Below are 7,125 nucleotides of genomic sequence, written 5' to 3' on the forward strand. Positions count from 1 at the left end.
AACCGCCGACACGCGGATTTTCAATCCGCTGCTCTACCAACTGAGCTACCTAGCCGCAAAAAATGTCAAGGGTGCAATTATATGAATGGCGGCAGGAATTTGCAAGACGGCGTGCGCGGCGGGGGAGGGAGCAGCAGAAAAATACCGCATATGCGTGAGGGCTGAGCCCATTGATTCCAGCACGCTTTCAGATTCACCGAAGGAGAGATTGGCGATAATCCTTCGAAAATCTTTGTCCTTATCCCTAAGTGGAGCGCCCCTCTTCGTCATGACCGCGTCATTCAAGCAATTTGCCGCTGCGGCCCTTGCCGCCCTCACGCTTCTTTCCGGTGCCGCCCAGGCCGACGAGCAGTCGGTGCGCGACCAGCTCATGAAGAATACGGGGCTCAAGGCCGACAGCGTCCGTCCGGCACCGATTCCCGGCCTCTGGGAAGTCTTCATTCAGGACCGGCTCTTTTATGTCGACGACAAGGTGGACTACGTTTTCTCGGGCTCCATCATCGACACCAAGACGCAGACCAATCAGACGCAGGAGCGTCTGCGCGAGTGGGCGCGCGAAAGCTGGAACAAGTGGCCGCGCGAGGATGCCGTGAAGCAGGTCTTCGGCGACGGCTCGCGCGAGGTGATCGTCTTCTCGGATGCCAACTGCACCTACTGCCGCTCGATGGAGCGGGTTTTTGAAGAGGTCGGGAACCTCACGGTCTACACCTTCATTACGCCGATGATCCGGGGCGAACAGAATAACCGCGAGATTGTCTGCAGCAAGAACCCGTCGAAGGCCTGGGCCGACTGGATGCGAAAGGGCATTGCGCCCGAGAGCGCGAGCCCCGACTGCGACGCTTCCGTGATGCGCCGCAATCTGTCGCTCGCCGGCCGCTACAACGTGACGGGCGCACCCACGTTCTTCTTCCCGACAGGCGACCGCATGACGGGGGCCGTTCCCGCCTCGCAGTTTGAAAGAATTCTCGCCGAGCAGAAGTAAGCGTTCTCTTCCGACGACTCCTCGGAAGACAAGCGAAAAGAAAGGCATCCGGATTTCCAGGATGCCTTTCGTCTTATTTGCTGCCAGGGCTTCACCGCGGCGCATGAGCGCCGCCCGGGAGGATGTCCGCGGGAACGAGGCCCTTCGGAACCAATACCCAGGCGCGCACACGGCTCTTCTGCCGGCCGGCGGCTTCGCCGGCCTTCTCGCCGAAACCCCAGAAATAATCAAAGCGCAGAACGCCCCTGATGGCGCCCCCCGTATCCTGAGCGATGACGGGGCGAGCAAGATGAAGCTGCGGCCGGTCCTGCTCCGCCTCAATCATGAATGGAGTGCCTAGCCGCCAGCGGCTCGGGTCGACGGCAACCGAGGCCTCTGGCGTCAGGGGCACGCTCTGGGCGCCGACGGGCCCGAGCGCCGGGTCGCCCGAGCGCTCTTCAAAGAAGATGAAGCTCGGGTTCTGCGCGAGCGCTTTTTTCACCTTGCCGGGGTTTGCCTTCGCCCAGGCGCGGATTCTCTGCATCGAGAGCTCATGAGGCCTGAGGCCTTCCTCGCGGATGAGCCAGTTCCCGATCGAGCGGTAGCGCCAGCCGTTCTGGTCTGCAAACCCCACGCGCATGAAGGTTCCGTCCGGGAGCTCGATTCTCCCCGACCCCTGAACCTGAAGGAAGAAGGCGTCGACCGGGTCGTCTACCCAGGCAATCGCCCATTTTTCCATGTCGCGTCTCTCCTGAATGACGCCCCGCTGGTCGTAGGGAATGACCCGGCGGCCGTCGAGCTTCCCGCGAAGACGCTTGCCCTTGAGTTCCGGGTAGAGCTCCGCGAGATCGATGATGAGAAGATCATCGGGAACCCCGTAGATCGGATAGGCATTCTTTTTGCCGCGGACCCTGCTTCCGTGAAGGAGCGGTTCGTAGTATCCGGTCATGAGGCCCGTATCCGTCCTCTCATCGCCTTTGCCGGGGACTTCCACTGCCCAGGGCGTGAAGTTTTCGGCAAAGAAGGCTTCCGCGCGTTCCGGGGGTTCGAGCTTCGCCTTCGCGCAGATTTCGCTCCACGGAGCGCTCGAGAGCCGGGTGCAGGAGAGATTGAAGGCGGAGAGCGCTTCGCTCCAGGCGCCCGCCGGCGCCGGAGGGAGCTTTTCAAAGGCTTCCGCTTCGAAGGTCGTTCCGAGGGGCTTCTTTTCCGTCGGGGCCTCCACGGTCGTGCAGGCCGAGATGAGCCCGAGGGCGGCGAGAAGGAAAAGCGAGGCGGCGCGCCTCGCAGCGGGAAGAAATGCGCGGGAGTTTGAAGGAAAAGCCATGAGGCACCCGAAAAGACCGGAAGGGAAAATTTCAAGGAGAGAAGTCTAACCCTCGCTCGCCGAACTTACGGAAACGCACGCTTTCCATGAAGCCCCATCAGATTGTCCGGGGGCGAGCGCAGATATACTGAAGCCGGCTTGGGGAAAGCCGGGTCAGGAGCGCGCTCGAGGAAGCGCGCCGTCCGCTCTCCCCGGGGCACTCCTCTTTCCCTCTAATCTGCTTTTCTCCGGAGGCTTCTTCATGCGCACCTGCCGCATTGCTCCGTCCATTCTTTCTGCGGATTTTGCGCGCCTCGGCGAAGAAGTTCGCGACGTTGCCGCCGCCGGCGCCGACTGGATTCACTTCGACGTGATGGACAACCACTATGTGCCGAATCTCACGGTGGGGCCGCTCGTTCTCAAGGCGATCCGCCCGCACGTAACCCTTCCGATCGACGTGCATCTGATGATCGAACCCGTGGATGCGCTGATTCCGAGCTTCATTGATGCGGGCGCGGACATCATCACCTTCCACTGCGAGGCGACGAAGCACATCGACCGGTCGCTGCAGCTGATCCGCAATGCCGGGAAGAAGGCCGGGCTCGTCTTCAATCCCGCGACGCCGCTCTCCTACCTCGACTACGAGCTCGACCGCATCGACGTGGTGCTTCTCATGAGCGTGAACCCGGGTTTCGGTGGACAGAGCTTTATCGAGTCGACGATTGAAAAGACGATGGCGCTTCGCGAGAAGCTCGATGCCTACAAGGCCGAAACCGGCCGCGAAATCGCGCTCGAAATCGACGGCGGCGTGAAGCCCGGCAACATTGCCCGCATCGCCGCGGCGGGCGCCGATACCTTTGTCGCGGGTTCCGCAGTCTTCGGCGCCGGGTCGCCGGAGGGCTACGCGAAGGTGATCCGCAGCATGAAGGAAGCGGTTGCCGCTCTTGGAGACCGCTCATGATCCGTGCGGTCTGCTTTGATCTGGACGGGACGCTGGTGAGTTCGCTCCCCGAGATTGCTGAAGGCGTGAGGCGCCTCGCCCGGAAGGAAGGCTTTGCGCAGGTGCCTGATGAAGTTGTCGCCGTCATGATCGGCGGCGGCGTTCGCGTCCTCATTGAACGCCTTATGCGCTGGTGGGGCGCCGCCGGAGCAGATCTCTCCAAAGTGACGGAGGATCAGCTTCTGAAGGAGCTCGTTGAAATCTGGTCCGGCATGGACGGAAGCCGCATTGCGCTGATCCCGGGCGCCTTTGAGGGCGTGGCGCAGCTCAAGCAGAAAGGCGTTGCCGTCTGGCTCGTTACCAATAAGGAAGAGCCGCTTGCGAGAGCGTTTCTTGCGGAGCGCGGGCTTTCGGACGCCTTTGACGGCGTGATCGGCGGGGGCGGCGCCGCGCGCCCCAAGCCCTGGCCCGACATGATCGAGCGCGCCATGAGGGAAGCAGGCGTTTCGCCGGGCGAATGCGCCATGGTGGGCGACAGCAGAAATGACGCCCTTGCCGCACGAGCTGCCGGCGTGCGCGCCCTCCTCGTGGAGTCGGGCTACAACGAAGGCATTCCGCTTGCCGCCTGGGCAAGAGCGGAAGGATTTACGGAAATTTTCCCCGATACCGGCCGGGCCTGCGCCCGGCTTCTGAAGGAGCTCGAAGCATGCTGAAGGCGCTCTTGGGATTTGCGCTTCTCGTTCCGTTTGCCGTTTCTGCGGCTCCGCAGAAAGAGCCGCCCACGGCGGAAGCAGTGGCGCAGTGCTACGGCGCCGTTCAGGGCGACGACCAGGAGGCGCGCGGAAAGTGCCTCTCGATGGAGCTCGAGATGGTGCAGGCGACCTATAAGGACGTCACCGACAGGGTGGCTTCCTACGCCAAGGCGCTCGACAAGCCTTCAGGCACCCGCACGCGCTGGAATAAGTTCATTCTCTCCGGACAGAGCTTTGAGACCTTTGTGAAGCGCGAATGCGATTTCGTCGGGATTACGACGAAGGGGAACAAGCGCGTAGAAGCCAATGCCGAGCTTGCCTGCAGGATCGGCTACTACCGCCTGAGAACCAACATCCTCACCAACCGGCATCTGAGCCAGTCGAGCTACTGATGGAATTTGCCACATCCGACCTTTCTCCCGCAGGCCTCACCGGCCGCTGGAAAACGCTTGTCGAAGCTTTTCTCGCGTCGCCCGAAGGCCGGGAGCTCGCGAGGCGCCTCGCGGCGGAAAAGCGAAACGTTTATCCGCCTCATGCCTTCCGGGCGCTTGAACTTACGCCCTTCGAGTCGGTGCGCGCCGTGATCGTCGGGCAGGACCCGTACCACACGCCGGGAAAGGCCTGCGGACTCGCCTTTTCGGTGCCGGCAGGGGAGAAGCTCCCGCCCTCGCTCAGAAACATCTTCAAGGTGGCGGCCGAAGACGGTCCCGTCCGCACGAACGGCGACCTCACGGACTGGGCTAAAGCGGGCGTCCTTCTCATTAATCCCATTCTGACGGTTGCGGAGGGTCTCCCCCTCTCGCATGCCGGCTGGGGGTGGGAGCGTCTCACGACGGAAATCATCCGCACGCTCTCCGATGAGCGCGAGGGACTCGTCTTCTTTCTCTGGGGGAAGCCCTCCCAGAAGCTTTTTCTTCCCCTGATTGACGAGGGGCGCCACAAGGTCCTGACGGCTTCGCATCCGTCGCCTTTATCCGCTGCGCGGGGAGACGACGCCTTCATGAAGTCGCATGTCTTCGCAAAGGCCAATGAGTGGTTCGCAAAGCGAGGCGAACCGCTCATTGACTGGAATGGGACGGAAGAAAAGGAAGCTCAGCCTTCGCTCTTCTGAAGGGGAACGATGCGCTTCGGAAGGAGCCCGAGGAATTCGGGATCGGGACGGGACTTGAGGTCAAGGACGACTGAGAGAAGCCTCGGGCCCCGGAAGAAATGAATCTTCACCCTGCGGCCGCGGGCGCGTTCAATCTGGCGCTCAAATACGCCTGCATCCGTCTTCTCCTCGTCGACCGCAATAATTTCGTCGCCGGCGAAAAGGCCGGCAGCGAAGGCAGGGGATGAGGAGACGACATAGCCCGCGACAACCGCACCCCCCTTCTTTCCGGGATGGATTCCGGCGAGCCTCAGCGCTCCCGGGACCGTTGGGTCGGCTTCTGTCTGAAGACCCTGAAGATTGAGCGCCTTTTCGACCGCATCAATCCAGAAGGAGCGATTTCCCTTTTCGTAAACGAGCTTCCCCAAGAGCTCGCTCAGGTCGACATGGATAAGGGACTTGAAGAGTTCGCCGATCCCTCCGTCGGGCAGCCCTTTCCAGGTTCCCTGACGGATCTCGTCGGCCGCAGAGCAGTACCAGGTCTGCAGGAACGACTGGAGCGTTTCCTTGCGTTCGGTAAGACGCCTGATTTCCGAATCCAGAATGAGCGCGGCAAGCGCACCCTTCGTGTAGTAGGAGATCTGCGAATAGGGAGAGTCTTCCGTCTGACGGTAGAGCTTTACCCAGGCATTAAAGCTCGACTCGGCGAGCGTCATGGCGTCAAAGCCTTCGCGCGTGAGCGCGAAGTTCATGCGTTCAGCGAGGTGCCTGAGATAGACCTCTTCGGAAATGACGCGGGCTTTTCGTGCGAGAAGGCTTTCATAGTAGGAGGTGAACCCTTCGAAGATCCAGAGATCATGGGTGTATTCCTCGCGCGAAAGATCATAGGGAAGGAACCCGGAAGGCTTCAGGCGCTTTACGAGCCAGGCGTGGAAGTATTCATGCGCGACGAGAATCAGAAATTCGTCGTAGCGCTTCGGGGGCTCTGCTTCTCCTGCGGCAGGAAGCGCATTCACGTCTTCGAGAAGCACCGTGCCGGCACTGTGCTCGAGCCCGCCGTAAAGACCGGGCTCGAGATGAAGGTAGAGCATGTAGCGGCTGAAGGGCGCCCGGGGCTCTGCAATCACCTTGGGGTCATGCCAGAAAGAGTTGGCGGCGTCGAAGATTTTCCTGAGGTCTTCAGCAATCCGTTTGGTGTTGAGGCTCGAGGTCCCCGTGATGATGACTTCATGCGGAACTGATCCGCCATCCACGGTAAGGATCGTCGCCTTTGCGCCTTTCTTCGGTATCAGGACAAACGGGGAATCGAGAAGTTCGTCAAGGGACTTTGCCTGCCAGGATGTTCCGTCCGGGGTCTGAAGAGCATCGAGCGCGGAGTGCACGTCCCAGTCCTTCGCATCAAAGAGAACACTGAAAAGGGTCCCCTGAGGGATGGATGCCGGATGAAGAAAGAGCGCAGGCGGGTTGATGAACCCGCGGTCGGCATCGAGCCAGGCGTCGTGAATGCCTTTTGAATAGGCAAAAACGGACCAGTGAACCTCAACCCGGGAAAGATCCGGAATCTCATCCGCGTGAAGGCGCCATTCGGCTTTCCCGATCTGTTCGAGCTCAATGCGCACGCCCGCGGACTCTGCATGAATGTCGGAGATGCGGCCGGAATATTCGCGAAGCACGTAGCTTCCCGGGGTCCAGACGGGCATTTCGAGACGAATGCTTTCTTCCTCAAGGCGAGAGAGGTCGAGCGGGAGCGTCACGTGATAACGGTGATGAAGGGGATCCGGCGTGATGCGGTATGAGAGCTGCATAAGCGATGTATTCAGGAAAAAACAAAGAGGGAATTCAAGCCAGGCGTTCAGTGTAGGGCAGAGCGCAGGGTGCTCTTCAAAAATATTTTTCCGGGACTCTTGACAAAAGGTGAAAGGCTCTTCATAATTCGCGTCCTGCTTCGGAAACGAGGCAGCGAAAAAGAAGCGCTCCGGGAAGCAAACTAAAAGATTTCTTCTAGAGCACTTGACAAAAGGAAACGACTTCTATATGATTTCGATCCTTCGCTGATCAAACAGCGACAAGTTCTTTAAA

7 protein-coding genes are annotated in these 7,125 nt (G+C 60.4%); 5 read left to right on the forward strand and 2 right to left on the reverse strand.

Annotation, left to right across the window (positions count from 1 at the left end):
- The first annotated feature begins 268 nt into the window (after nucleotides 1-268).
- A complete protein-coding gene (locus Q0106_RS10750; protein WP_297612730.1) occupies nucleotides 269-982 on the forward strand; it encodes a DsbC family protein in 714 nt (237 codons plus the stop codon).
- A gap of 91 nt (nucleotides 983-1,073) precedes the next feature.
- Here Q0106_RS10750 and Q0106_RS10755 read toward each other — a convergent pair whose 3' ends face one another.
- On the reverse strand, nucleotides 1,074-2,285 hold the full coding sequence (locus Q0106_RS10755; RefSeq protein WP_297612733.1) for an MltA domain-containing protein: 1,212 nt from the start codon (nucleotides 2,283-2,285) through the stop codon (nucleotides 1,074-1,076).
- 241 nt (nucleotides 2,286-2,526) lie between these two features.
- Here Q0106_RS10755 and rpe point away from each other — a divergent pair, with 241 nt between their 5' ends.
- The 4 genes from rpe to Q0106_RS10775 are packed head-to-tail and all read left to right on the forward strand — an operon-like array spanning nucleotide 2,527 to nucleotide 5,067.
- Complete coding sequence (gene rpe / locus Q0106_RS10760; protein WP_152159092.1) at nucleotides 2,527-3,225, forward strand: ribulose-phosphate 3-epimerase; 699 nt, start codon at nucleotides 2,527-2,529, stop codon at nucleotides 3,223-3,225.
- Nucleotides 3,222-3,917 (forward strand): HAD-IA family hydrolase, encoded by a 696-nt coding sequence (locus Q0106_RS10765; RefSeq protein WP_297612736.1) that lies wholly within the window; start codon nucleotides 3,222-3,224, stop codon nucleotides 3,915-3,917. The genes rpe and Q0106_RS10765 overlap by 4 nt, the downstream gene beginning before the upstream one ends.
- Nucleotides 3,911-4,348 carry a DUF1311 domain-containing protein gene (locus tag Q0106_RS10770; protein ID WP_297612739.1) on the forward strand — a complete coding sequence of 146 codons (438 nt, stop codon included), beginning with the start codon at nucleotides 3,911-3,913 and terminating at the stop codon, nucleotides 4,346-4,348. The genes Q0106_RS10765 and Q0106_RS10770 overlap by 7 nt, the downstream gene beginning before the upstream one ends.
- Nucleotides 4,348-5,067 carry a uracil-DNA glycosylase gene (locus Q0106_RS10775; protein ID WP_297612742.1) on the forward strand — a complete coding sequence of 240 codons (720 nt, stop codon included), beginning with the start codon at nucleotides 4,348-4,350 and terminating at the stop codon, nucleotides 5,065-5,067. The genes Q0106_RS10770 and Q0106_RS10775 overlap by 1 nt, the downstream gene beginning before the upstream one ends.
- Here the strand turns inward: Q0106_RS10775 and Q0106_RS10780 are convergent.
- Entirely contained in the window at nucleotides 5,049-6,851 is a 1,803-nt protein-coding gene (locus Q0106_RS10780) for a PDZ domain-containing protein (RefSeq protein WP_297612745.1), read from the reverse strand. The genes Q0106_RS10775 and Q0106_RS10780 overlap by 19 nt on opposite strands.
- Nucleotides 6,852-7,125: the final 274 nt, after the last annotated feature.

Source organism: uncultured Sutterella sp., assembly GCF_937923675.1.
GTDB lineage: Bacteria > Pseudomonadota > Gammaproteobacteria > Burkholderiales > Burkholderiaceae_F > Sutterella.

Excerpts from the sequence above, each read along its gene's own strand:
- Q0106_RS10750 (WP_297612730.1), top strand. The coding sequence starts at position 269 with ATGACCGCGTCATTCAAGCAATTTGCCGCTGCGGCCCTTGCCGCCCTC.
- Q0106_RS10755 (WP_297612733.1), bottom strand. The coding sequence starts at position 2,285 with ATGGCTTTTCCTTCAAACTCCCGCGCATTTCTTCCCGCTGCGAGGCGC.
- rpe (WP_152159092.1), top strand. The coding sequence starts at position 2,527 with ATGCGCACCTGCCGCATTGCTCCGTCCATTCTTTCTGCGGATTTTGCG.
- Q0106_RS10765 (WP_297612736.1), top strand. The coding sequence starts at position 3,222 with ATGATCCGTGCGGTCTGCTTTGATCTGGACGGGACGCTGGTGAGTTCG.
- Q0106_RS10770 (WP_297612739.1), top strand. The coding sequence starts at position 3,911 with ATGCTGAAGGCGCTCTTGGGATTTGCGCTTCTCGTTCCGTTTGCCGTT.
- Q0106_RS10775 (WP_297612742.1), top strand. The coding sequence starts at position 4,348 with ATGGAATTTGCCACATCCGACCTTTCTCCCGCAGGCCTCACCGGCCGC.
- Q0106_RS10780 (WP_297612745.1), bottom strand. The coding sequence starts at position 6,851 with ATGCAGCTCTCATACCGCATCACGCCGGATCCCCTTCATCACCGTTAT.